25 protein-coding genes are annotated in these 23,891 nt (G+C 63.9%); 22 read left to right on the top strand and 3 right to left on the bottom strand.

The features are described from left to right. Positions 1-103: 103 nt before the first annotated feature. The 9 genes from AB4Y81_RS14650 to AB4Y81_RS14610 are packed head-to-tail and all read left to right on the top strand — an operon-like array spanning position 104 to position 7,721. Entirely contained in the window at positions 104-850 is a 747-nt protein-coding gene (locus AB4Y81_RS14650) for a response regulator transcription factor (RefSeq protein WP_039240593.1), read from the top strand. Beyond that, entirely contained in the window at positions 840-2,084 is a 1,245-nt protein-coding gene (locus tag AB4Y81_RS14645) for a sensor histidine kinase (protein ID WP_441996151.1), read from the top strand. The genes AB4Y81_RS14650 and AB4Y81_RS14645 overlap by 11 nt, the downstream gene beginning before the upstream one ends. Further along, the gene (locus AB4Y81_RS14640; protein ID WP_441996150.1) at positions 2,081-3,670 is read left to right on the top strand and encodes a molybdopterin-dependent oxidoreductase; all 1,590 of its coding nucleotides are present in this window, start codon (positions 2,081-2,083) and stop codon (positions 3,668-3,670) included. Before AB4Y81_RS14645 ends, AB4Y81_RS14640 begins: the two co-directional genes overlap by 4 nt. Before the next feature lie 56 nt (positions 3,671-3,726). After that, a complete protein-coding gene (locus tag AB4Y81_RS14635; protein WP_441996169.1) occupies positions 3,727-4,950 on the top strand; it encodes a molybdopterin molybdotransferase MoeA in 1,224 nt (407 codons plus the stop codon). After that, entirely contained in the window at positions 4,938-5,474 is a 537-nt protein-coding gene (gene moaC, locus AB4Y81_RS14630) for a cyclic pyranopterin monophosphate synthase MoaC (protein ID WP_018779060.1), read from the top strand. Before AB4Y81_RS14635 ends, moaC begins: the two co-directional genes overlap by 13 nt. Further along, positions 5,471-5,974, top strand: coding sequence for a MogA/MoaB family molybdenum cofactor biosynthesis protein (locus AB4Y81_RS14625; protein WP_275778865.1), 504 nt, complete (start codon positions 5,471-5,473; stop codon positions 5,972-5,974). The genes moaC and AB4Y81_RS14625 overlap by 4 nt, the downstream gene beginning before the upstream one ends. Next, a complete protein-coding gene (locus tag AB4Y81_RS14620; RefSeq protein WP_018779062.1) occupies positions 5,964-6,419 on the top strand; it encodes a molybdenum cofactor biosynthesis protein MoaE in 456 nt (151 codons plus the stop codon). Before AB4Y81_RS14625 ends, AB4Y81_RS14620 begins: the two co-directional genes overlap by 11 nt. 51 nt (positions 6,420-6,470) lie before the next feature. Next, positions 6,471-7,229, top strand: coding sequence for a 4-hydroxy-tetrahydrodipicolinate reductase (gene dapB / locus AB4Y81_RS14615; RefSeq protein WP_039240602.1), 759 nt, complete (start codon positions 6,471-6,473; stop codon positions 7,227-7,229). Between the two features lie 3 nt (positions 7,230-7,232). Then, the gene (locus AB4Y81_RS14610; RefSeq protein ID WP_018779064.1) at positions 7,233-7,721 is read left to right on the top strand and encodes a hypothetical protein; all 489 of its coding nucleotides are present in this window, start codon (positions 7,233-7,235) and stop codon (positions 7,719-7,721) included. Here AB4Y81_RS14610 and AB4Y81_RS14605 read toward each other — a convergent pair. After that, positions 7,697-8,932, bottom strand: a complete 1,236-nt coding sequence (locus AB4Y81_RS14605; RefSeq protein ID WP_441996149.1) for a heparan-alpha-glucosaminide N-acetyltransferase domain-containing protein — start codon at positions 8,930-8,932, stop codon at positions 7,697-7,699. The genes AB4Y81_RS14610 and AB4Y81_RS14605 overlap by 25 nt on opposite strands. A 107-nt stretch (positions 8,933-9,039) precedes the next feature. Here AB4Y81_RS14605 and AB4Y81_RS14600 point away from each other — a divergent pair, with 107 nt between their 5' ends. The 7 genes from AB4Y81_RS14600 (at position 9,040) to AB4Y81_RS14570 (ending at position 16,739) form a co-directional block, all read left to right on the top strand. Continuing rightward, positions 9,040-9,375, top strand: coding sequence for a hypothetical protein (locus tag AB4Y81_RS14600; protein WP_026267342.1), 336 nt, complete (start codon positions 9,040-9,042; stop codon positions 9,373-9,375). Positions 9,376-9,454: 79 nt separating this feature from the next. Next, positions 9,455-10,387, top strand: coding sequence for a 4-hydroxy-tetrahydrodipicolinate synthase (gene dapA / locus AB4Y81_RS14595; protein WP_018779067.1), 933 nt, complete (start codon positions 9,455-9,457; stop codon positions 10,385-10,387). Between the two features lie 6 nt (positions 10,388-10,393). Continuing rightward, positions 10,394-12,085, top strand: coding sequence for a ribonuclease J (locus AB4Y81_RS14590; RefSeq protein WP_018779068.1), 1,692 nt, complete (start codon positions 10,394-10,396; stop codon positions 12,083-12,085). A 75-nt stretch (positions 12,086-12,160) separates the two neighbouring features. Further along, positions 12,161-15,025 (top strand): FtsK/SpoIIIE family DNA translocase, encoded by a 2,865-nt coding sequence (locus AB4Y81_RS14585; RefSeq protein WP_039240607.1) that lies wholly within the window; start codon positions 12,161-12,163, stop codon positions 15,023-15,025. 39 nt (positions 15,026-15,064) lie between these two features. Further along, on the top strand, positions 15,065-15,667 hold the full coding sequence (gene pgsA / locus AB4Y81_RS14580) for a CDP-diacylglycerol--glycerol-3-phosphate 3-phosphatidyltransferase (protein WP_039240608.1): 603 nt from the start codon (positions 15,065-15,067) through the stop codon (positions 15,665-15,667). Next, positions 15,664-16,167, top strand: coding sequence for a CinA family protein (locus AB4Y81_RS14575; RefSeq protein WP_441996148.1), 504 nt, complete (start codon positions 15,664-15,666; stop codon positions 16,165-16,167). The genes pgsA and AB4Y81_RS14575 overlap by 4 nt, the downstream gene beginning before the upstream one ends. Positions 16,168-16,304: 137 nt before the next feature. Further along, complete coding sequence (locus AB4Y81_RS14570) at positions 16,305-16,739, top strand: helix-turn-helix domain-containing protein (RefSeq protein ID WP_018779072.1); 435 nt, start codon at positions 16,305-16,307, stop codon at positions 16,737-16,739. 75 nt (positions 16,740-16,814) lie between these two features. Here the strand turns inward: AB4Y81_RS14570 and AB4Y81_RS14565 are convergent, their stop codons facing one another. Next, positions 16,815-17,363, bottom strand: a complete 549-nt coding sequence (locus AB4Y81_RS14565; RefSeq protein WP_441996147.1) for a MarR family winged helix-turn-helix transcriptional regulator — start codon at positions 17,361-17,363, stop codon at positions 16,815-16,817. Between the two features lie 41 nt (positions 17,364-17,404). On the opposite strand from AB4Y81_RS14565, the gene AB4Y81_RS14560 reads away from it, so the two are divergent. From AB4Y81_RS14560 to dapF, 6 genes are all read left to right on the top strand, one after another. Next, on the top strand, positions 17,405-17,629 hold the full coding sequence (locus AB4Y81_RS14560) for a DUF3046 domain-containing protein (RefSeq protein ID WP_026267343.1): 225 nt from the start codon (positions 17,405-17,407) through the stop codon (positions 17,627-17,629). A 257-nt stretch (positions 17,630-17,886) separates the two neighbouring features. Beyond that, positions 17,887-18,927 carry a recombinase RecA gene (gene recA / locus AB4Y81_RS14555; protein ID WP_018779075.1) on the top strand — a complete coding sequence of 347 codons (1,041 nt, stop codon included), beginning with the start codon at positions 17,887-17,889 and terminating at the stop codon, positions 18,925-18,927. Next, complete coding sequence (locus tag AB4Y81_RS14550) at positions 18,917-19,459, top strand: regulatory protein RecX (protein ID WP_018779076.1); 543 nt, start codon at positions 18,917-18,919, stop codon at positions 19,457-19,459. The genes recA and AB4Y81_RS14550 overlap by 11 nt, the downstream gene beginning before the upstream one ends. After that, entirely contained in the window at positions 19,459-20,988 is a 1,530-nt protein-coding gene (miaB, locus tag AB4Y81_RS14545; RefSeq protein ID WP_441996146.1) for a tRNA (N6-isopentenyl adenosine(37)-C2)-methylthiotransferase MiaB, read from the top strand. The genes AB4Y81_RS14550 and miaB overlap by 1 nt, the downstream gene beginning before the upstream one ends. A gap of 16 nt (positions 20,989-21,004) precedes the next feature. Continuing rightward, the gene (gene miaA, locus AB4Y81_RS14540; RefSeq protein WP_189075791.1) at positions 21,005-21,922 is read left to right on the top strand and encodes a tRNA (adenosine(37)-N6)-dimethylallyltransferase MiaA; all 918 of its coding nucleotides are present in this window, start codon (positions 21,005-21,007) and stop codon (positions 21,920-21,922) included. A 48-nt stretch (positions 21,923-21,970) separates the two neighbouring features. After that, the gene (gene dapF, locus AB4Y81_RS14535; RefSeq protein ID WP_441996145.1) at positions 21,971-22,939 is read left to right on the top strand and encodes a diaminopimelate epimerase; all 969 of its coding nucleotides are present in this window, start codon (positions 21,971-21,973) and stop codon (positions 22,937-22,939) included. On the opposite strand, the gene AB4Y81_RS14530 is transcribed toward dapF, so the two are convergent. After that, positions 22,920-23,534, bottom strand: a complete 615-nt coding sequence (locus AB4Y81_RS14530) for a class I SAM-dependent methyltransferase (RefSeq protein ID WP_306879092.1) — start codon at positions 23,532-23,534, stop codon at positions 22,920-22,922. The two genes, dapF and AB4Y81_RS14530, sit on opposite strands and share 20 nt — an antisense overlap. Between the last annotated feature and the right edge of the window lie 357 nt (positions 23,535-23,891).

Genomic DNA, 23,891 nt, shown 5'->3' with positions numbered 1-23,891 from the left:
AGTGATACCCGTTACAGTCTTCAGTTCTTACGGAATCCGTACGGTTCGCCCGGGAGGGGCGGAATCGGGTGCCGGGCACCCGCAGCAAACTTATGCTGAGAGCGTGACCACAAATACGGCATCGTCAGCGGAGCCCGGAAACCGGCGCATCCTCCTGGTCGAAGACGAAGAGACCATTGCCGCTGTCGTCCGCGACTACCTGGTGAGGGCGGGCTTCCAAGTGGACACTGCGGGCGATGGCTTCACGGCCTTGGAAGTGGCCACGGCCCGCACACCGGACCTGGTCATCCTGGACCGTATGCTGCCGGGACTGGACGGGGTTGAAGTATGCCGGCGGTTACGCCAAACCATGAGCGTGCCGGTCATCATGGTCACGGCCTTGGGAACCGAAGACGACCGGATCCTGGGATTGGAGATGGGAGCTGACGATTACGTCACCAAGCCGTTTTCTCCCCGGGAACTGGTACTGCGCGTCAAGTCGGTACTGCGGCGCAGCATCAAGGACCATACGCCGGAACCAGCGGTCCAATCGGCAGGCCTGGAGCTTGACCCCGCGTCCCGGACTGTCACCATGCTTGGTTCACCGCTGGCTTTGACGGCCCGTGAATTCGACCTCCTGGCCTTCCTGATGCGCAGGCCCAACCAGGTGTTCAGCCGTGAAGAACTCATCAAAGCCGTGTGGGGATGGGACTTCGGAGACCTTTCCACGGTGACGGTCCACGTCCGGCGGCTGCGCGAGAAGATCGAAGCAAATCCCACCAAGCCGGAACTCCTCAAGACCGTGTGGGGCATCGGCTACCGCTTTGACGTTCCCACGGAGGGAAAGGCGGAAGCCGTCCATGGAGGGTAGCGAGCTCTGGACCATCCTTGCGTGGGTGCTCTTCTGGGCAGTCCTGATCGGTGCTGCAACGCTGCTCTTGTTGAGGTTGCTTCGGCGGGCCTCGGTACTGGTCCGGATCTGCTTGGTGGTGGTAGCCACCGTGGCTGTGCTGGTGGCCGGGATGGTCAGCGCCTTCAACGCAATGTTCATCTCCGCCAGGGACCTCGAAGTGATGTGGTACATCCTGGCGGTGGCATCGGCCGTGGCTATAGCGCTGTCTTTGGTGCTCGGCGCGGGGGTGTCCAGGAATGCTGCCCGGCTGGTGGAGGCCGCCCGCAGGATCGGCCGTGGCGAAACGCTGGAGACCTCCGGGCCTGAGGGCAGGAGGGCGGCCCCTGCCATGACATCGGAGCTCGCTGCGCTTGAACAGGAACTGGAAGCCAGCAGCCGGAGCCTCGCCGAATCCCGGGAACGGGAAGCCGCCATCGAGACGGCACGGCGCGAACTGGTGTCCTGGATTTCCCATGATCTTCGAACGCCCCTTGCCAGCATGCGAGCCATGACGGAGGCCCTCGAAGACGGCATGGCCTCGGATGTGCAGGGCTATTACCGGAAGATCATCGGGCAGACCGAGCAGATGACTGCCATGGTCAACGACCTCCTGGAGCTTTCCAAGATCCAGGCCGGGACGTTGCATCTGCGCGCTGAAGCGCTGGACCTGTACGACCTCGTCAGCGATGCCCTCTCGGACCTGGCTCCGTTGGCAGCGAAACGGGGCATCAGGCTCGACGGCGGTGGTGACCGTGAGTGCATGGCCGTGGCGGACGGACCCAGCCTGGCCAGGGCCGTGAGGAATATCCTCCTCAATGCGATCATATACAGCCGGCCGGAGACTGACGTCCATGTCAGTGTCGGGCGGGACAACGGAAACGCTGTCATTGCCGTCCAGGACCACTGCGGTGGCATCCCGGAGGAGGACCTTCCGCACCTGTTCGAAACGGGCTGGCAGAAAGACCCCGCCCGGGGCACCCAGGGGTCCCTGCAGGGAAGTTACAGCGGTGCCGGCATCGGGCTCAGCATGGTGGCGGGCATCGTTAAGGCGCACGGGGGATCAGTGACGGTCCGCAACGTCGACGGCGGCTGCCGCTTCGCCCTGAAACTTCCGGCCGGTTCGCTTCCGGAGCCATCGCCCGCTCCGGCTTCGCCAAAGCCCGGGCCGCTGGAAACCACTGAAACAAACGAGGGCCCTGGAGGCACATCATGAGCGCGCCGGCAGTCAAGCAAACGAAAACCGGACGTCCCGCCGGCGGAGCCCGGTTGTGGGCACCTGCCGCCGGACTCGCTGCCGGAGCCGCCGGGATTGCCGCGGGAGAGCTGACGGCAGGATTCCTCAGCCCGCTGGTTTCTCCGGTGACGGCCCTCGGCGGCGCAGTGATAGACGCCGTCCCGCCCGGGGTGAAGGATCTGGCCGTGCAACTTTTCGGAACGGCCGACAAAGTCGTCCTGGTGGCCTCCATCGTGGTGGTCGCAGGATTCCTGGCCGCGCTCGCCGGCATCCTGGAACGCCGGCGGCCCGGACTGGGCGTGGCACTTGCCGGCCTGGCGGGCGTGGCGGGACTTACCGCCGTCGTCACTCGTGCCCAAGCCGGCCCGCAGGCGGCGCTGGCACCGATCGTGGCCGCAGTTGTCACCATGCTGCTCCTGCGGATGCTCGTTCGGAGGCTGGATGCCTGGATTCCGCGCGGGAGCGCCGCGGACGGGGACGGTGCCGGGCGGGCGCCCCTTGCCAGGAGGAGCTTCCTCAACGCCCTGTCCGGAACTGCCCTGGCAGCGGCGGTCGGAGGGACCGTCACCGCCATCCTCACCCGGGCCACCGCTGTGGCTGCCGGGTTCAGAAGCTCACTGGCACTGCCGGCGCCCGCAACGCCGCCGCAAACCATTCCCGCTGGCGCGTCCTTGAGCGTGCCGGGCATCAGCCCGCTGGTGACGCCGAACGCGGACTTCTACAGGATCGACACGGCCCTGACTGTCCCGGCCATCGATCCTCCGTCGTGGAAGCTGAAAGTCACCGGAATGGTGGAACGCGACATCGAACTGGACTTTGCCGACCTCTTGGCCAAACCCATGACTGAACGCCACATCACCATCGCCTGCGTTTCCAACAACGTTGGTGGCGACCTCATCGGCAACGCGCTGTGGCTGGGGTGGCCGGTGCGCGAACTGCTGGCCATGGCCGGCCCGAAAGCCGGGGCGGACATGGTGCTGTCCACCAGCAACGACGGCTGGACCGCCAGCACGCCCCTGGAGGCGCTCACCGACGACCGTGACGCATTGCTCGCCGTGGGCATGAACGGCGAGCCGTTGCCATTGGAACACGGGTTCCCGGTCCGGATGATTGTGCCTGGACTTTACGGGTTCGTCTCAGCCACAAAATGGTTGACCGAACTCAAAGTCACCCGTTTCGCGGACGATACCGCGTACTGGACACCCCGGGGGTGGAGCGACCACGGACCCATCAAAACGCAATCGCGCATTGACGTCCCACGCAGCGGACGGACGGTCCAGCCTGGAAAGGTCCAATTCGGCGGGGTTGCCTGGGCCCAACATCGTGGCATTGAACGCGTCGAACTGCGGGTCAACCGCGGCGCCTGGCAGAAGGCACAACTCGCCGGTGCCATCTCCACCGACACCTGGTACCAGTGGCAGATCGGCATTGACCTCCAGCCTGGCGACTACGAAGTCCAGGTCCGGGCCACTGACGCAAGCGGCCAACCGCAAACCGAAGACAAGGCCCCTGTGGCCCCCGACGGCGCCACGGGTTATCACACCATCACCGTGAAAGTGGCCTGAGGATCTACGCTGGGAACGTCCGGATCGTAGCCGGAAGCCAATGTGCCCCCAGGAGGATATCCGTGCCCAGATCCGTTGCAGCCCACCGCCAGGCAATCGCGGAATTGCTGACAACAGCCGCCGCAAGGAAAGGCACGCACCGGCTTCCGTTGATGGACGCACTCGGAAGGGTGCTCGCCGTCGACCTCCACGCACCTTTGTCCCTCCCGCCCTTCGCCAACTCCCAAATGGACGGCTTTGCCGTCCGTTCAGCAGACATCCCCGACGGCGGTGCGAAGCTCCCCTTAGCGGCGCCCGTTCCGGCGGGTGCCGCGCCGGAAGCCCTGAAGCCGGGCCATGCCGCTCCGATCATGACCGGAGCCATGATGCCGGAGGGAGCGGACGCCGTCGTACCTATTGAGAAGGCGACGCCCGGCACTTTTCCGGCGCCCACGGACGTCGACGCGGAGGTGGAGCTGCCAACGGTCGAGCCCGGGACGTACGTGCGTGATAGCGGCAGCGACATCGGCAAGGGAGCCTTGGCGCTTGCCGCCGGCACGCTGCTGGGCCCAAGCCAGCTGGGGCTGCTGGCAGCGCTCGGCCTTGTCGAAGTGGAGATCCGGCAGCCCTGGCGTGTCCTCCTGGTCACGACGGGCGATGAGGTCCTGGAACCGGGAACCGAACTGACAGCCGGGAAGATCTACGACTCCAATGGAACACTCCTGGAAGCCTCCATGCGGCAAGCCGGCCTCGACGTAGTCCGCACCGGTATCTCGGACGACCAACCCGAGGGCCTGCTCGCAGTCCTGAGGCAGCACCTCGCGGACCCGGACAAACCGGTGGACATGATCGTTTCCACCGGGGGAGTGAGCAAAGGGGCTTACGAAGTCGTGCGCCTGGCCATGACCGGGCAGCCGGTGGAATTCCTCCACGTCGCCATGCAACCTGGCGGACCACAGGGACTGGGCACTTTCGAAGGAACCCCTTTCATCGGCTTCCCGGGCAATCCCGTCAGTTGCCTGGTCTCCTTCGAAATGTTCCTCCGCCCCGCCCTTTCGCAGGTTGCCGGCGCCCCCTCGCCCAGGCCCGTGCTGAGGGCACGCCTGGCCGGAGGCCTTACCTCCCCGCAGGGCAAGCATCAGGTGCGCCGTGGAACCGTCGTGGATGGCGTTGTCCGCATGGAAGGTGGTGCCGGCTCCCATCTGGTCCATGCCCTGGCCCGCGCCAATGCCTTGGTGCAGATCCCCGAGGACGTCACGGAACTCGCCGAAGGAGACGAAGTGGAAGTATGGATGTTGTGAACCACACTCCCGAATCCCCGGCAGGCCCCACAGGCCTGACCCACCTGAGGCAGGACGGCACCGCCCAGATGGTGGATGTCTCCGAAAAAGCCGTCACCACCCGCGAAGCCACCGCCACGGCCACGGTCCGCTCCACCTCCGAAGTCCTGGCCCTGCTGGGTGCCGGCGAACTGCCCAAGGGCGATGCGCTCGCAGTTGCACGCGTTGCCGGCATCATGGCTGCAAAGAAAACACCTGAACTGATCCCGCTGTGCCATCCTTTGCCCATTTCCAAGGTCACGGTGGACTTTGAACTGGGTACGGATTCCGTGGGGATCCTTGCCACGGTCAAGACCCGGGGCGTGACCGGCGTCGAAATGGAAGCGTTGACTGCGGCCTCCGTTGCCGCCCTGAGTGTCTACGACATGATCAAGGCCGTGGACAAACATGCCGTCCTGGACGACATCCGGGTGCTGTCCAAGAGCGGTGGCAAGAGCGGAAGCTGGGACGTCTCCGGGGACTCCAGGCCGGAGGCAAGGGCATGAGTGCATGCGAGCCGAACGCACACGGCCCCCGGAAGGCCGGCGTCGTGATTGCCTCCACCCGGGCCGCCGCCGGGATCTACTCCGATGAGACAGGTCCTATCATTCTCGACTGGCTCAAAGAGCACGGCTTCGACACCTTCCCCACCATGGTGGTCCCGGACGGTGAAGCCGTGGGTGCCGCGCTGAGGGCATTGCTGACCCAGGAACCGGCCGTCATCATCACCAGCGGGGGAACGGGCCTCAGCCCGGACGACCACACACCGGAAATGACGCTTCCACTGCTGGACCGGGAGATACCCGGCATCATGGAGGGCCTCCGCCGCGCAGGCGCCGCCAAGACCCCCATGGCGATGCTGAGCCGTGGCCACGCGGGCGTTGCGGGAAAGACATTCATCATCAACCTGCCGGGATCTCCCAAGGGAGTCATGGACGGACTGGCCGTCCTTGACCCTGTGATCGGGCATCTCTGCGAGCAATTGGAAGGAAGCCATGGGCACTGAAACAGACTTCGAAGTTGTCAGCGCTGTCCTCAGTTCCGAGCCGATCTCGGTGGACCAGGCCATCAGTGCAGTGGAATCGGACACTGCCGGCGCGGTCGTCAGCTTCAGCGGCGTTGTGCGCAACCACGACGGCGGCAAGGCAGTGGACCGGTTGAGCTACAGCGCCCATCCCACAGCGCATCAGGTCATGTCCGAGGTCGTGGCCCGGCTCGTCGCAGAGCACTCGGGCGAGGCTGACCAGCCGGTCCGTATCTGGGCTGCCCACAGGATAGGCACGCTGGAGATCGGTGATCCCGCGCTGGTATGTGCGGTTGCAGCTGCCCACCGTGGACAGGCGTTCGCTGTTTGCTCGGAACTCGTGGACCGGGTCAAGGAGCAGGTCCCCATCTGGAAGGAACAGTTCTTCTCCGACGGAACCGTTGAATGGGTAGGTGCGGGGGAGTAGGAAGCTGTCACGGTTCCTTCCCGGGTCCTGCCCGGCGGTAGGGTTAAAGGCATGACCGAACAACTTGCTGTTGCTGTGCTGGGCGCCAATGGGCGCATGGGAATCGAAGCCGTCAAGGCCATTGAAGCAGCAGGGGACATGACGCTCGTGGCAGCGCTCGGCCGTGGTGATTCGCTGGAGAAACTGCTCGACGCCGGTGCACAGTACGTTGTTGACCTCACCGTTCCGGATATCACCGAAACCAACGTCCGGTTCGCAGTTGAGCACGGAATCCACGCTGTTGTGGGTACCACCGGTTGGAATGCGGACAGACTGGAATCCCTGCGGGCGCTGCTGGAGCAGAAGCCGGACACAGGTGTCCTGATTGCCCCGAATTTTGCCCTGGGCTCAGTGCTGGCGTCCGCTTTCGCGGCCAAGGCTTCCCAGTACTTTGAATCCGTGGAAGTCATCGAACTGCACCACCCCGACAAGGTGGATGCCCCCTCGGGTACGGCGGTACGCACAGCCCAGCTCATCGCCGAAGCCCGGCATGAGGCAGGAGTGCCGGCGAGCCCGGACGCCACTGAAACCTCGCTGGACGGTGCCCGGGGCTGTGACGTGGACGGAATCCGTGTGCACAGTGTCCGGCTCCGCGGCCTGGTGGCCCACCAGGAAGTACTCTTCGGCGGGCCCGGCGAACAATTGACGCTGCGCCATGACTCCTTCGACCGGGCGTCCTTCATGCCCGGAGTCTTGCTGGGGCTGCGGAAAGTGGCAGCCAATCCCGGCCTGACGGTCGGCTTGGACGGCTACTTGGACCTGGGGCTCTAGGACGTGGGAAATTTCCTGGCAGCCCTGAAGAAGAACCGCACCAAAATCTGGGTAGGTGCGATCACCTTGCTTTTGGTGTTGTACCTGGTGGTCTCGGTTCAGCGGTCCTTCCTGCTTCTCGGTGATCCCAACCTGGTGGCCAAGGGCATCGGAGCGGCTTACCTGGTGCTTCCGGTCATTGGCGCCTGGGCCATGATCCGCGAGCTGCTTTTTGGCGCCCGGACAGAGCAGATGGCCAAGGTGCTCGAAGCCGAGGGTGGACTGCCGGAGGACACCCTGCCCCGGACCCCGGGCGGACGGATCGTTCGCGCCGCTGCCGACGCCGAATTTGAGAAATACCGTGCCGAGGCCGAGGCTGCGCCGGAGGATTGGCGTTCCTGGTTCAGGCTGAGCTGTGCCTACGACGCTTCCGGTGACCGCAAACGTGCGCGCGCATCCATGCGCGACGCCGTGAAGCTGTTCCGCTCTCAGCCCACCGCGGCCGGACGGTAGCTGCCCAGCCTCGATGCCATGTGGGCAGCCCATTCAAGCGGTCCACGCCGCCGGAGCAAGGCGAAACACACGCCGATGCCGATGGCTCCGAGCGCCTGCGTCCAGTACATGCCTTCGTCGGTCCACCCGGCGGGAAGCGGTTGGTTGGTGAAGCCCGAGACGAGCCATACGTGCGCTGAATACAGGCTCAAGGTCATGGCGCCTGGTCCGCTGAGCACCAGCAGGAAATTGACCTTGATGCGTTCGGCGAGCCTGCCAAGCATCAGGAAAATCCCAACGACGCCGGCGGCAACGCCACTGGTGTGCAACAAGTCCAGCGTGGTACCCGCATGCGGTGAGGCCGTAGCCAACCACCACCACGAGTCCACTTGCTGGAGCCCGGTGAGATTGACCTGGAGCATGCTCTCCAGGGGATAGCCCCTGGTGCCGGGAAGCGCCGACAGGGCTGCCCGGCCGCCCCATACCTCCATGGCCAGCACGCCGCATATCTTCGCCATGCCGGCCACGACGAGTCCGGATGTCAGCAGCATCAGCTGGACGCCCGCCGTCGTCAGTGCCAGCCGCCCGATGACCAGGCCGACAAGAAGGTAGGAGATCCACTGGAACACCGGGTAGTACCCGGTGAAGAACAGATCGGCGAGCAGACGGCCGGGGGTTTCCAGATCCTCCCAGCCGGGGTTGTGCCCCAGTTGCAGCGGCGGGTTCCCGTCAAGCAGCACGGGGCGGACCAGGAACGCGAGGACGGGTGAAACAAGGATCCACCCAGCCGCCCAGAAGCAAAGGGCTTTGAGCCGCAAGCCGAGGAACGGCAGGATGCACAGGAACAGCATCGCGTAGTGGACCAGGATCACCGCGACGTTGACGTCCAGCCCTCCCAACGCAAGTCCGACGACGGCGATCACCACCGCGCGCATTGCCACGCCGGCCCTCGCGGACCAAAGCTCCTTTCCGCTGCGGGGATCCTGCTTGCCGGTGGACAGTGCAAGGCCGATTCCGGCCAGTACCGCGAACAACGCAGCGGACCGCCCCGAGAACACCAAGCCCACCATTGTTGGCTCCCACTGGGGTGCCGGGCCGAATGTCGGCATCAGGTGCGTGGCCATCATGCCAAGGAGGGCAGCCCCCCTGGCTGCGTCGATGCCGGTCAACCGGGTGGGAGCCGCGCGTTGACCCCGTGTTTTTCGCGGAGGCGCCGTCTCTTGCGAAGTCATGGAGCGATCGTCTCACAGCCGGGTCCCGCGACCGGCGAGTGACGGCTGCCGGGACGTTCCCGGCCCGCGCCCTTGTGTTCGAATATATATTCGAATAATATGGCGGCATGAATGAAGTTCCAGAGCGGCCGGACGGCATGGGCGGCCCCATGAAAGCGATGAGTCCGGGAGTTGTCGACTTCCTTTTCCGGCAGCTCGTGGCCGGCGAACCTCCCGAAGACACGCAATGGCGCCGCGAGGGTACGGTGCTCGCGGAGCAGGCTCCGGGTGCTGAACTGGCCCGCCGCTTGTTTGAAACGGATGTGGAATCGCTGACGCCCCTGGAACTGTTCGAGTACGTGCGGGCCTCGCAGCGTTTGGTCGCCTGGGCAGAACAACTCAAAGAGCGCGCCGTAGGGCAGTACTGCTCGGGTCAGCGTGCCCGCACACCCGGGGTCGCATAGCCTTCGCGGCAACGCGCATGAGGACCGTCACGCGATACCCATTCTTGTAACGAGGCCGTGACAGGGTAACGTTTTTCCTATGTCTGACGTTCGCGCGCCCATTCCCGCCCTTGGTACCCTGCTGACCGCCATGGTCACCCCGTTCACCGACGACGGCAAGGTGGACTACGACCAAGCCGCGGCACTGGCAGAAAAGCTTGTCCAGGATGGCTGCGATGGACTGGTGGTTACAGGCACCACCGGAGAGACGTCCACCCTCACGGACGACGAAAACCTGGGCATGTTCCGGGCTGTCAAGGAAGCCGTCGGTGGCAAGGCTGCCATTATCGCCGGCACGGGCACCAACGACACTGCCCACTCAGTGCACCTTTCGCAGCGCGCTGCCGAGTTGGGCGTCGATGGTCTCCTGATCGTGACCCCTTACTACAACAAGCCAAGCCAGGCTGGTGTGCGCGCCCACTTCGAGACCATTGCCTCGGCTACCGACTTGCCGGTGATGCTCTATGACATTCCCGGACGGTCCTCCATCGCCATTGCGCCGGAGACCATGATCGAACTGGCCAAGCACCAGAACATTGTGGCCGTCAAGGATGCGAAGGCTGATTTCGCTGCCGCTACCCGCGTCATGGCTGAGACCGACCTTCTTTTCTACTCCGGCGATGACGGCCTGACCCTCCAGTGGATGGCTCTCGGCGCCGTCGGACTGGTCGGCGTCACCACCCACGTGGCTACGCGCCGCTTCCGCGAGCTGATCGACGCCGTCAACAACAACGACCTCGCTACGGCGCGGTCCATCAACTTTGAACTGGAGCCGGTGGTTCGTGGAACCATGACCCGGGTCCAAGGCGCAGTAGCCGCCAAGCAGATTCTCAAGTGGCAGGGAGTCCTGCCCAACTCGGTTGTCCGTTTGCCCCTCGTGGAGCCGGACGCGGCCGAGATCGAAATCATCCGCGGGGATTTGGCGGAAGCCGGAATGGACTTCACCGTCCAGGATGGTTCCGCCGGAAAGTAGCACAATATGACCCAAACCGCCCTTCCCGGACTGGTTACGCCGCCGAAACTGCCGAAAGGCACGCTGCGGATCGTTCCGCTCGGTGGACTGGGAGAGATCGGCCGCAACATGGCGGTCTTCGAGATCGACGGCAAGCTGCTCATAGTCGACTGCGGGGTACTTTTCCCCGAGGAGACGCAGCCCGGCGTTGATCTGATCCTGCCCGATTTCTCCTACATCGAGAACCGGCTGGAGGACGTGGTCGGGGTTGTCCTCACCCACGGCCACGAGGACCACATTGGCGCGGTTCCCTACCTGCTGCGCCTCAAGGCCGACATTCCGCTGATCGGTTCCCAGCTCACCCTTGCGCTGGTGGAAGCGAAGCTGCAGGAGCACCGGATCAAGCCTTACACGCTCACCGTCACGGAGGGCCAGGTGGAGCAGTTCGGTCCCTTCGAGTGTGAATTCGTTGCCGTCAACCACTCCATTCCGGATGCCTTGGCCGTCTTTATCCGTACCGAAGGGGGCAACGTCCTCCATACCGGTGACTTCAAGATGGACCAGTTGCCGTTGGATGGCCGCATCACGGACCTCCGGCACTTTGCCCGCCTCGGTGAGGAAGGAGTCGACCTCTTCATGGCCGACTCCACCAACGCCGACGTGCCTGGCTTCACCACGGCAGAGAAGGAAATCGGGCCAACACTGGACCGACTCTTCGGGCAGGCAAAGAAGCGCATCATTGTGGCTTCCTTCTCCTCCCATGTGCACCGTGTCCAGCAGGTACTCGATGCAGCAGCAAAGCACGGACGCAAGGTCGCCTTCGTGGGCCGCTCCATGGTGCGGAACATGGCCATCGCCGCCAAGCTTGGTTACCTGGAGGTTCCTGACGGCATCCTGGTTGACATCAAGAACATCGACAACATGCCGGACGATCGCGTGGTCCTCATGTCCACGGGGTCCCAGGGTGAGCCGATGGCAGCCCTGTCGCGCATGGCCAACGGCGACCACCGGGTGATTGTCGGCAAGGGCGATACCGTCATCCTGGCGTCCAGCCTCATCCCCGGCAACGAGAACGCCGTATTCCGCATCATCAACGGTCTCCTCAAGCTCGGAGCCGACGTCATCCACAAGGGCACGGCCAAGGTCCACGTCTCCGGTCACGCGGCGGCGGGGGAGTTGCTCTATTGCTACAACATCCTTGAGCCGCTCAACGCCATGCCGGTGCACGGTGAAACGCGCCACCTGATCGCCAACGGGAACATTGCCCTGGAATCAGGCGTGCCGTCGGACGGCATCATCCTCAGCGATAACGGCACCGTGATCGACCTCAAGGACCACGTGGCGAACATTGTGGGCCAAGTGGAGGTGGGCTTCGTCTACGTGGATGGTTCGAGCGTTGGCGAAATCACTGACGCAGACCTGAAGGACCGCCGCGTCCTCGGCGACGAAGGCTTCATTTCCGTCATCACGGTCATCAGCCGCACCACCGGCAAAATCGTGTCCGGACCGGAGATCCACGCCCGTGGCGTCGCTGAAGACGACTCGGTCTTCGACGAGATCATCCCGAAGATCAACGCCGCACTCGAAGAGGCTGTGCTGAATCACACAGACCACACGAACCACCAGTTGCAACAGGTGGTTCGCAGGATCATCGGCACGTGGGTCAACCGCAAGCTTCGCCGCCGTCCCATGATCATCCCGGTGGTCCTGGAGGCCTAGTCCGCCAGCAACATGAATACCCAAGGGGGTCTGAAATCCGCGGATTTCAGACCCCCTTGCGGTACCGTGGCACGTATGGCGACCCGTACTACCTCCGCGCCACGAGGCAGCTCCAGCAATAAATCCGGCGGCACAGGCCGGGGCGGAGCCGCATCCAAAACCAGCTCCGCCAGCAAAAGCGGGCGGGGAAGCACTGCCCGCACCAAGCAAGCAGCCGCCGTCGAGCCCCAGGCTCCGCTTCCGCTTCGCATGCTGTCCGGTGCCTGGCAGGGCATCGGGCACGTGGTGGGTGCCGGCGTGCGCCGGATCGGCCACGATGTCAGCGACCTCGACCCCGCGGACCGCCGGGACGGGGCAGCGCTGTTCAACCTTGTGCTGGGCATCGCGATCGCTACTTTTGCCTGGTGGGGCCTCACCGGTTGGCTCCCGGACATCGTGTACAGCGTGGTCAACGGGACCTTCGGCTGGATGTCCCTGATCCTGCCTTTCATGCTCTTCGTCTGCGCCTTCCGCTTGTTCCGCAAGCCTCAGGATGGCCGCGGAAACAACCGCGTGGGCATCGGATTCATGATCATGACGCTGGCCGGCTCCGGACTTGCCCAGGTCATTGGGGGCCAGCCCACCGTCGCCGATGGCTTCGACGGCCTGCGCCGTGCGGGCGGCATGCTGGGCTTCCTCGCCGCGGCTCCACTTGCCGCCATCCATGTCGCTGTTCCGGTCATCATCTACAGTCTCCTGGCCTTTGTTTCCTTGCTGATCGTTACGGCAACCCCCTTCGGTGCCATTCCCGCCCGGATCCGGGGTGCCTACGAACACCTCATGGGCGTTGACCTCATGGACGACTCCGGCAAGGACGACCACGACCGAAGCTACCTCTACGGCAACGGCTCCTCGTCCGCGCCGCCGAAGAAGAAGAAGCGCATGCGCCTCTTCGGCAAGGATGAAGAACCCGACGCCGGCCTGGAAGGTTACGTCGGTGACGAAGCTTTCGAACACGCAATAGTCGACGACGACGAAACCCCCGCCGCATCCGCACCACGTGTACCGCCGGGTGTCCGGCGCCCCACGCAAGCGGAAATTGCCGTGGAGAAGATCAAGGCCGCCCAAGGCCTCGCGGGCGCAAATCCCGGGATCGACAACCCCACGGAAGCCATTCCCGTCCTGACGCCGGAAATGACGGCTCCCGTGGCGGCCCAGGTGCCGGCGCGGCCCGCGACGCCTCCGCCTCCGCCCACGCCGATTCCGCAGCGTACGGAGCAGTTGTCACTGGCCGGTGACGTCACGTATACACTGCCTGCCTCCGACTACCTGACGCCGGGCTCCATTCCGAAGGAGCGCACGGAAGCCAACGACGCCGTCGTCGCCGCGCTGACGGACACCCTCACGCAGTTCAACGTCGACGCCGCGGTGACCGGCTTCAGCCGTGGTCCCACCGTGACCCGCTACGAGATTGAGCTCTCTCCCGGCACCAAGGTGGAACGCGTCACGGCGCTGTCCAAGAACATCTCCTATGCCGTGGCTTCCAGTGATGTCCGCATCCTGAGCCCCATCCCGGGCAAGTCCGCGATCGGCATCGAGATCCCGAACACCGACCGCGAGACGGTGTCCTTGGGTGATGTCCTCCGGAGCCAGAATGCCCGCCGTACCGACCACCCGATGGTCATGGGCGTGGGCAAGGACGTTGAGGGCGGCTACGTCGTGGCCAACCTCGCCAAAATGCCCCACCTCCTGGTCGCCGGTGCTACCGGTGCAGGTAAGTCGAGCTTCGTGAACTCCATGATCACCTCCATCCTCATGCGCGCAACGCCGGATGAAGTCCGCATGGTCATGGTGGACCCCAAGCGTGTGGAACTCACCGCCTACGAGGGCGTCCCGCACCTCATCACGCCTATCATCACCAACCCGAAGAAGGCCGCAGAGGCCCTCCAATGGGTGGTCCGGGAAATGGACGCCCGTTACGACGACCTCGCCAACTACGGCTACAAGCACATTGATGACTTCAACAAGGCCGTCCGTGCGGGCAAGGTCACGCCGCCGGTCGATTCCAAGCGCGTCATCAAGCCCTACCCCTACCTGCTGGTCATCGTGGACGAACTCGCGGACCTCATGATGGTGGCACCGCGTGACGTCGAAGACTCGATTGTCCGTATCACCCAGCTGGCCCGTGCCGCCGGTATCCACCTGGTGCTGGCCACCCAGCGTCCATCCGTGGACGTCGTCACGGGCCTCATCAAGGCCAACGTGCCGTCCCGCATGGCGTTCGCCACCTCGTCCGTGACGGATTCCCGCGTGGTCCTGGACCAGCCAGGCGCCGAGAAGCTCATTGGCCAGGGTGACGCACTGTTCCTGCCCATGGGCGCTTCGAAGGCCATGCGTGTCCAGGGTGCCTGGGTGACCGAGTCCGAGATCCACAAGGTCGTTGAGCACGTCAAGGGTCAGTTGCAGGCCGTCTACCGTGACGACGTCGCAGCCGAGGCTCCCAAGAAGCAGATCGACGACGACATCGGAGACGACCTCGAGGTCCTGCTCCAGGCTACGGAGCTGGTGGTCACCACGCAGTTCGGTTCGACGTCCATGCTGCAGCGCAAGCTGCGCGTCGGCTTCGCCAAGGCCGGACGACTGATGGACCTCTTGGAATCCCGCGGCGTCGTGGGCCCGTCCGAAGGTTCCAAGGCCCGCGATGTCCTGGTAAAGCCCGATGACCTCGCCGCTGTACTTGCTGCGATGAAGGGCCAGGAGTCACCGTCCACCCCTGATGCCCACACGGCCGCCCTGAGCGACAACGCGAACTCGAACATCGCCGTCGGCGGTTATGCAGAGGACCTGGTGCAGGCGGACCTGGACAACCGGACCCAGGCTGTTGAGTACTACGACGGCGCGGACGGCCCGGATGACGACGACGAGGGCGGCGAAGACGCCTGGTCGCTCACAGGACGTTAGCTCCCAAAGCGGCCGCCGCAAAGACGGTAGCCTAGAGGGGTGACTACAGCCGAGGGTGATAACGCGACCTCCAGCAGTTCCGATATCTGGAACCTGCCCAACATCCTCACGATGCTGCGCATCGTCCTGGTGCCGTTCTTCGTCTGGTTCCTGCTGGCCGATAACGGCGCGTACGGGATCTGGCGCTGGGCGGCGGTGGTTGCCTTCGCTGTAGCGATCTACACCGACAAGCTCGACGGCGACATCGCCCGGGCGCGCGGCCTTATTACCAACTTCGGCAAAATCGCGGACCCCATTGCCGACAAGCTGCTCATCGGCTCAGCGTTGGTGCTCCTGTCCATCCTGGGGGAGTTGCCCTGGTGGGTCACCATTCTCATCCTGGTCCGTGAATGGGGCATCACGGCACTGCGCTTCGTTGTGATCCGGTACGGGGTCATGCCCGCTTCCCGTGGCGGCAAGCTCAAGACCGTCGTTCAAACAGTGGCGATCTTCCTGTACATCCTTCCCCTCCAGGCGATCGCCCCATGGCTGGGCGCCGTCGCTTTCCTGGTCATGATGGTTGCCCTCGCCATTACGTTGTGGACCGGCGTCGAATATGTCATCCAGGCCATGCGGCTGCGCGCAGCGGGACGTCGCGCGTGAAGTCCGTGAGCGGTGCGGCAGAAACCGCGGAGACGGTGGTGGGCGCCGCCGTCCGCAGTGGCCTCACGGTGGCTACGGCTGAGTCCTTGACTGCAGGTCTCGTGGCCGCAACGCTCGCCAACACTCCGGGCGCTTCGGCCATGCTGCAAGGCGGTGTGGTCGCTTACCAGAACTCGGTCAAGGCCGGCATCCTGGGCGTGCCGGAGGAGCTTCTTGCGTCGGTCGGCTCCGTTGACGGCGGTGTCGCCGAGGCAATGGCCGACGGCGCACGCCGGGCTTGCGCTGCCGACGTCGGGATTTCGACGACCGGCGTCGCCGGACCGGAGCCGCACGACGGCAAAGATGTCGGCACCGTGTTCATTGGCGTGGCGTCTGCGCTGGGCGTGGCGTCGTTCGAGTACAGCTTCGACGGGGACCGTCAGTCCATCCGCGAACAGGCCTGCGACGCCGCCTTGGCGCGCCTGCTTGCCGCGCTGGGTGACGTTGGTTACCGTTCGTAAAGTAGTCGGGAACAAAAACTCATTGCCAATAGTTGTGTCATTGTGTCGCTTCGGAAGAGCCGGGGCGCCTAGGATGTAAAAACATACCCGGTCCGCCAGCCAGCGAACCGGATCAACGAGGGAGCATGGCGATACAGATGGTAAAGCAGCCCGTATCCGTAAACGGCGTTGTCCGCTGGAAGGATGTGGGCTTGGCTGATCAGGCACAGAGCGAACAGAAGGAGCGCAAAATGGTTGTACTACGCCACGAGATCGGTGATGTACTGCGCGATGTCCGCCAGCGTCAGGGCCGTACCCTTCGCGAGGTTTCGCACAGCGCCCGCGTCTCACTTGGCTACTTGAGCGAAGTGGAACGGGGCCAGAAGGAGGCTTCTTCCGAGCTCCTGTCCTCTATCTGCACAGCCTTGGACGTTCCTTTGTCCCACATGCTTCGCGAAGTCAGCGACCGCGTGGCCGTCGCAGAAGGTGTTGCTGTCCCGGACACCGTCCCGCAGGAATTCTCACAGCGTTATGGCCGCGATCTGGGCCTCTCGGACGACTTCCCCCAGGGAATGCTCTCCGGAGCCCGCTAAACGGTTCCATAAGTAACGAAGAAGGTCCCCAGCCTGAGGCTGGGGACCTTCTTTCTTTAGCGCTGCGGCGTCGCGTCACGCGCCCGGGGGATTGTCCGCGGAATCGGCTCCTGCTTCCTTGGTTCCCAGGTCCCTGAGCCCGCCGTCACCGTAGATGGCATTCAGGCGCCCCATGTAGTCGGCCAGGGTCTGGACATCTTCCAAGGGCCACTCACCGAGGCGTTCCCTGAAGACCTGGCGCCGGGCATCCTGGACGAGGTGCATCTTCTCTTCGCCCTTTTCGGTCAGGCGGATGGATTGCGCCCGCCCGTCCTGCGGATCCGCTTCCTTGTAGACCAGGCCGATGCTCTCAAGGAAGGCGATCTGGCGGCTTACCGATGGCTTGCCGACGCCGATGCAAGTGGCCAGCTCGGTGAGGCGGATGGGGCCTTCCCTGCGGATGACGGTGAGCAAACCGTAGGCGGCCGGTTCCATGTCCGGATGGACCTGGCGGGACAGCTGGTGGGAGATCGAACGGGCGCGGCGCCAGAGCAGGCTCAGCTGGTGTTCCACCTGCTGGAGGGCGTCGTCGACGTCGTCGCCTGGCACGGCCGGACCTGGCGCGCTCTGGAGAGGATTGCTCATGGCAACCATTCTAGAGTCCACTGCCATGAGAGACTCTATCCGTGAGGGCAAGTGACTTTTGGCGATTGATGGACGATGAATTCGGGGCCGGCTATTCCCGTGTCCTGGCCAACTCGCTGGTACTCGCCGGTGTGGGCGGACGGACGGCCGTGGAGGCCCTGGCGGCCGGATACCATCCCCGAGAGGTCTGGCTGGCCGTGTGCGAGGTCCAGGACGTACCCCCCGAGCGCCGGCTGGGCAGGGACATCAAACCCGCCTCGAACTGACTCTGCCGCTGACAGGAACGCCTCGGCACCGGGAGACACGCCGCACCATTGTTCGAATATCTGTTCGGATGGGGATATGCTCCTGTGAGAGGAAAATTGATCCCGTAGGACGCATTCCAACAGCATTCGGCAAGCAGGTTATCCACATAGCCGGAGTCGGCACCTAAAAATGTCAGGCCGCCGTAATAGCGTCTGGGATGACAGGAAAGCGGCCTATCGGGCCACTCCACAGCGAGAAAGCATCAGAGGTGTGAACCATGGCGGCAACCCCGGATCGTGAAAAGGCGCTCGAAGCAGCGCTTGCCCAGATCGACAAGCAGTTCGGCAAAGGCTCCATCATGCGTTTGGGTGATGACACCCGTGCGCCCATCGAAGTCATTCCCACCGGTTCCATTGCGCTGGACGTGGCCCTCGGCATCGGCGGCCTGCCCCGCGGCCGCGTCGTGGAAATCTACGGTCCTGAATCGTCGGGTAAGACCACCGTGGCGCTGCACGCCGTAGCCAACGCACAGCGCGCCGGCGGTATCGCCGCGTTCATTGACGCCGAGCACGCGCTGGACCCGGACTACGCCGCGAAGCTGGGTGTGGACACCGACGCCCTCCTCGTTTCCCAGCCGGATACGGGTGAGCAGGCCCTGGAAATCATGGACATGCTGGTGGGCTCCGGTTCGCTGGACATCATCGTCATCGACTCCGTCGCCGCGTTGGTACCCCGTGCCGAAATCGAAGGCGAAATGGGTGACTCCCACGTTGGCCTCCAGGCGCGCCTTATGAGCCAGGCGCTGCGTAAGATCACTGGTCGTTTGAGCCAGACCAAGACCACTGCCATCTTCATCAACCAGCTGCGTGAGAAGATCGGCGTCTTCTTTGGCTCGCCGGAAACCACCACCGGTGGCAAGGCGCTTAAGTTCTACGCTTCGGTACGCATCGATGTTCGTCGCATCCAGACGCTGAAGGAGGGCGCGGATTCCGTAGGTAACCGCACCAAGGCCAAGATCGTCAAGAACAAGATGGCTCCGCCGTTCAAGATCGCCGAGTTCGACATCATCTATGGTCAGGGCATCTCCCGCGAGGGTGGCATCATCGACATGGGCGTTGAGCACGGCATCATCAAGAAGTCCGGTTCGTGGTTTACCTACGACGGCGACCAGCTCGGCCAGGGCATGGAAAACTCGCGGCGGTTCCTGCGGGACAACCCCGAGTTGGCGCAGGAACTGGAGCGCCTGATCAAGGAAAAGCTTGGCGTTGGCGTCAAGCCGGAGGAAGACTCCCCAAAGCTGAAGGCCGTTGACGGCTAGCACCGGGCCGGACCCGGAGTCTGCCCTGGCTGCAGACTCCGAGCCCGACCCTGAGTCCGTGGCGCGTGCCATCGTCCTGCGACAGTTGACGATGGCGCCACGGAGCCGCCTGCAGTTGTCCCGCAAACTGGCGGAACGCAATGTTCCCAAGGACGTTGCCGAGGCCGTACTGGACCGCTTCGAGGAAGTTCAGCTGATTGATGACGCTGAATTCGCCCGGATGTGGGTGCGGAGCCGTTCACAAAGCAAGAAACTGGCCAAAGGTGCACTTCGTCGCGAACTGGCTGATAAGGGCATCGTCCTCGAGGCCGCCGAGGAAGCACTGTCGCAACTCAGTGACCAGGATGAAGAGTCAGCCGCGAGGGATCTGGTGCAGCGTAAGCTTCGGCCGGGCATGAACCTCTCGGACCGTGCCGAGCGGGACAAGTACACGCGTAGGTTGGCCTCCATGTTGGCGCGCAAGGGCTACGCTCCATCATTGGCCTTCAGGATCGTCGGTGAGGTGCTGGCAGAAGCCGGTACCCTTGAGTAGTGAGTTTGACCATTCCCTCCCCAACACCTGCCACCGCTGCTTCGACTGAGCCCCGGACCTATCAGGTCCGTACTTTCGGTTGCCAGATGAACGTCCATGATTCCGAGCGCATGGCGGGCCTGCTAGAGGACGCCGGCTACGTTCCTGCAGAGGGCGACGTTGCCGATGTCGTTGTCTTCAACACGTGCGCTGTGCGGGAGAATGCGGACAACAAGCTCTACGGAAACCTTGGGCAATTGCGGCAGGTCAAGGAATCCCATCCCGGCATGCAGATTGCCGTTGGCGGGTGCCTGGCGCAGAAGGACCGCGAGACCATTGTCCGGAAAGCGCCGTGGGTGGATGCTGTCTTCGGCACCCACAATGTGGGCGCCCTGCCGGCCCTCCTCAAGCGGGCCCGGCACAACAACGAGGCCCAACTCGAAATCCTCGAATCCCTGGACGTCTTCCCGTCCACGCTTCCTACCAAGCGTGAGTCTGTGTACTCGGGGTGGGTTTCCATTTCAGTCGGTTGCAACAACACCTGCACGTTCTGCATCGTTCCCTCGCTGCGCGGCAAGGAAAAGGACCGCCGTCCAGGCGAGATCCTCGCGGAAATCCAGGCCCTCGTCGATGACGGCGTTGTCGAAGTGACGTTGCTGGGCCAGAACGTGAACTCGTACGGGGTGGAATTCGGCGATCGCCAGGCCTTCTCCAAACTCCTCCGTGCCTGCGGTGACATCGAGGGTCTCGAACGCGTGCGGTTTACCAGCCCCCACCCCGCGGCCTTCACCGACGACGTCATCGATGCCATGGCTGAAACCCCCAATGTGATGCCGCAGCTTCATATGCCGCTGCAGTCGGGATCGGACAAAGTCCTCAAGGACATGCGTCGTTCCTACCGCTCCAGCCGCTTCCTGGGCATCCTGGACAAAGTGCGTGAGCGGATTCCGCACGCTGCCATCACCACTGACATCATTGTTGGATTCCCGGGTGAAACCGAAGAGGATTTCCAGGCGACCTTGGACGTCGTGGAGAAGTCGCGGTTCTCCTCGGCCTTCACGTTCCAGTACTCCAAGCGTCCGGGAACACCGGCAGCGGACTTGCCTGATCAGCTGCCTAAAGCGGTGGTCCAGGAGCGCTTCGAACGGCTCACGGCCCTGCAGGACCGTATCGCCGCCGAGGAAAACGCCGCGCAGCTTGGCCGGCAGGTCGAGGTCCTGGTGACAGCCCAGGCAGGCAGGAAGGCCGAGGAGACCCATCGGCTTTCCGGGCGGTCCAAGGACCAGCGGCTTGTGCACTTTTCCGTACCTGACGGTGCGGAAACCCCCCGTCCCGGGGACTTCGTGACGGTGACCATTACGGAAGCAGCCGCTTTCCACTTGGTAGCCGACCCCGCGACAACCAGTGACTACGTCCTGCGGCGTTCCAGGGCCGGAGATGCCTGGGACCGTTCGCAGGCCGACTCCTGCGGTGTTCCCGCACCAGGCACATCCGGCGGCAAGACCGGGGTGTCCTTGGGCATGCCCGCATTGCCGATCCGCCGCGCGTAGCCGCGTCGTCCATTCCATGTCGGATTCCCAGCAGGCCCGGCCTGTCATCGCCGTGGTCGGGCCCACAGGTTCGGGCAAGTCGGATCTGGGCGTCAACATCGCCCTGGCGCTCGGTGGAGAAGTCATCAATGCTGACGCGCTGCAGTTCTACCGGGGCATGGACATCGGCACAGCCAAGATCAGCATGGAAGAGCGGAAAGGCGTTCCGCATCATCTCCTGGACATCATGGATGTCACGCAAGAGGCAAGCGTGGCGGACTTCCAAAGCGAATGCCGCGCAGTCATCGCGGACATCCACTCCAGGGGGAAGCACGCCATTCTGGTGGGCGGATCCGGACTGTACGTGCGCGCGGCCCTGGACATCCTGGAGTTTCCGGGAACGGATCCCGCTCTGCGCCGAAGCCTCGAGGACGAATACGAAGCCAAAGGACTGGCTCCGCTCAGGGCCCGCCTGGAGGAAGTGGACCCGGTCTCGGCAGCCCGTCTTGGCGACGCCCGAAGGGTAATTCGTGCTTTGGAGGTCCACGGACTGACAGGTCGGGCCTTCAGTTCCTTCATGCCCCAGAGGGAGTACTATCAACCCGCTGTTCAGATCGGCCTTTCCGTTGACCGCGAAGAACTCAGGGAGCGGCTTGCCCGCCGAGTGCACCGCATGGTCGAGACCGGCCTGGAGAACGAGGTCGCGCGACTCGACACCTTGGGATTGCGCCAGGGCAAAACAGCATCAAGGGCTCTGGGGTACGCCCAGTTCCTCAAAGTCCTGGACGGTGAGATGGACGTGCCGGCCGCGGCCGAGGAGACCATCGTCGCCACAAGGCAGTTCGCGCGCCGCCAGCTCACCTGGTTCCGGGCAGACCCACGGATCTCATGGTTGGACTGGAAGGACCCCGGGCTGACATCCCGGGCCGTGTCGGCAATCCTCGCCCAGGAATAACCTTGGGTAATTTCTGGCCGAACACACGTGGAAGGTAGCCTTGGTTCCATGGATGAAACCGCCTCAGTTCCCACCCGCCAGCCCTCGGCTGCCGGGGCTGCCGAACCCACATCGAGCCTTGCCGGATTGGCGTTCTCAAAAGGGCACGGGACAGGCAACGATTTCGTCCTGATCGCCGATCCCGGCGACGCCCACGAGATCACTCCCGAACAGGTGGCACACTTGTGCGATCGCCACACGGGCATCGGTGGCGACGGACTTATCCGTGCAGTTCCCTCGCGGTTCCTCCCGGAAGGGCGGGCACTCCTGGAAGTGGATCCTGCTGCGGAGTGGTTCATGGACTACCGCAACGGCGACGGTTCGCTGTCCGAAATGTGCGGCAACGGCGTGCGCGTCTTCGTTCACTTCCTCAATGAGCAGGGATTGGTGGACTTTGGTCCCGGCGAAACCCTCACCATCGGCACGCGTGGCGGAGTCAAGAAAGTAGTCCGTACCGTGAACGGCTACGCGGTGGACATGGGCCCTTGGGAGTTCATTTTCCCGGACGAGGCAACCAGCAAGGCCATGGATGCCCTGGTCAGCGCGGACGGCCTGGAAGTGGCACGCCCCGGCCTTTCGGTCAGTATGGGCAACCCGCACACAGTCGTTGCCTTGGCCGAACTCAGCGAGCTTTCAGCCACCCAGCTGTTCAAGGCTCCGGTTGTTGATCCCAAGCCGGTCAACGGCACCAATGTTGAATTCGTTGTTCCGGCCGAACCGTTGGTCGAAGACGGCGTCGGAACTATCACCATGCGCGTGCACGAGCGGGGAGTGGGGGAGACCCAGTCCTGCGGTACGGGAGCCTGCGCAGCAGCGGTTGCAATCCGTCACTGGGCCGGCAGTACGGCGCCCAACGACTGGCACGTCAAGGTTCCCGGCGGCGTCGTCGGTGTGAAGTTCTTCCCCGGCGCCGGTGGCCGTGAGCACGTTGAACTCAGCGGCCCCGCCGTCATAGTGGCTAGCGGGACGCTTTCCTGACCCGAATGATCCTGAAGGACTTCGACGTGCTTTCGCGGGAAACGCTGAAGGACGCGTCCAGTTCAGAAGCCAGCCACCGCTGCAAGGAGTCTGAACCCAGGTTCTTCTGAACCACCAGCCATGCGTTTCCTCCCGGCGCCAGCCGCGGCAACCAGGTCAGCAACAACGAGTGGAGTTCATCCTTGCCGATCCGGATGGGCGGATTGGACCAGATGGTGTCGAACTCGACGGCGGGGTCCACCTCATGCGGGAGGCTGGCGGTCACGTTGTCCAGGCCCAGGGCCGCTGCGTTCTCGTTGGTCAGGGTCACGCAGCGTTCGTTGACGTCGACGGCGTACACGCGGGCGTGCGGGGCCATCAAAGCAAGGGTGAGGGCTATCGGACCCCAGCCGCAGCCGATGTCCAGCAGATTGCCTTGGGGAGCGGGCGGTGGAACGTCTGACAGGAGTATTGCCGTTCCCTTGTCCACGCCGTCGGGGCTGAAGATGCCGGATGACGTCTGCAGGTGGCGCGTAGCTCCAGCGAGTTCAACTGTGAGTGGCTTGCGGGTGAACGGCCCAGCGGGCTGGGCGGTGAAATAGTGTGCAGACTCCATAATTTGCCAGATTAGTTGGCTATTGGCGCCTTGGGAAACCGCCACGGTCCCAGGTTCGTTTGACACGGCTGATAGTGTTGAGGTCATGTTCTTGATCTTTGAGTAATCGGCCGAACCACGCCTGCTTTCCAGGCGTTCCCCGGCACCGCCCGCGACGCAGGTCCGGCCTGGCACCATGCCCGGCCCATGGCCTTTCCGCCCGGCAGGTCCCACGGCACATGTCGGCGCCACTTCCTTGTGGCGCCGGACGCTCAGAAGATCAAAGCCCCACCCATGCCTTCACATGACGGTATTCCCGGAACCGGGCCATCGTGCGAACCCTGGTGGGCAGCATAACGACTTCAAGCAGGCCAGGAC

Source organism: Paenarthrobacter sp. TAF1 (assembly GCF_052113825.1).
GTDB lineage: Bacteria > Actinomycetota > Actinomycetes > Actinomycetales > Micrococcaceae > Arthrobacter > Arthrobacter nicotinovorans.
Note: the sequence above shows the minus strand (reverse complement) of the source record. Positions and strands in the feature narration are given on the sequence as shown.